Genomic DNA, 729 nt, shown 5'->3' with positions numbered 1-729 from the left:
TCAATAGACGACGACGCCGCGGATGGATTCACCCTTGTGCATGAGTTCGAAGCCATGGTTGATGTCTTCGAGCGGCATGGTGTGGGTGATCATCGGGTCGATCTGGATCTTGCCTTCCATGTACCAGTCGACGATCTTCGGAACGTCGGTGCGGCCGCGCGCGCCGCCGAAGGCCGTGCCCATCCAGTTGCGGCCGGTGACCAGCTGGAACGGACGCGTCGAGATCTCCTGACCGGCGCCGGCAACCCCGATGATCACCGACTTGCCCCAGCCGCGATGCGAGGCTTCCAGCGCCTGACGCATCACCTTCGTGTTGCCGGTGCAGTCGAAGGTGTAGTCGGCGCCGCCGATCAGGTCGCCATGGCGCTTGGTCAGGTTGACCAGATAGGGCACGATGTCGTCGCCGACTTCCTTCGGGTTGACGAAATGCGTCATGCCGAACTTCTCGCCCCATTCCTTGCGGTCCGGATTGATGTCGACGCCGATGATCATGTCGGCGCCGGCCAAACGCAGGCCCTGCAGAACGTTGAGACCGATGCCGCCGAGACCGAAGACGATCGCCGTCGAGCCGATCTCCACCTTGGCGGTGTTGATCACCGCACCGATGCCGGTGGTGACGCCGCAGCCGATGTAGCAGATCTTGTCGAAGGGCGCGTCGGGATTGACCTTGGCGACCGCGATTTCCGGCAACACGGTGAAGTTCGAAAACGTCGAGCAGCCCATGTAGTG

Annotated in this window: 1 protein-coding gene; it reads right to left on the bottom strand. The window is 62.4% G+C overall.

The window, feature by feature from the left end; translation table 11 throughout:
• Positions 1-729: zinc-binding dehydrogenase (locus NBH21_RS25985; protein WP_252759603.1), on the bottom strand; the 729-nt coding region annotated here is incomplete at its 5' end.

The sequence above is a fragment of the Ciceribacter sichuanensis genome (assembly GCF_024055605.1).
Taxonomy (GTDB): domain Bacteria; phylum Pseudomonadota; class Alphaproteobacteria; order Rhizobiales; family Rhizobiaceae; genus Allorhizobium; species Allorhizobium sichuanense.
The sequence above is the reverse complement of the archived record's forward strand: the minus strand, read 5'-3'. Positions and strand labels throughout refer to the sequence as shown.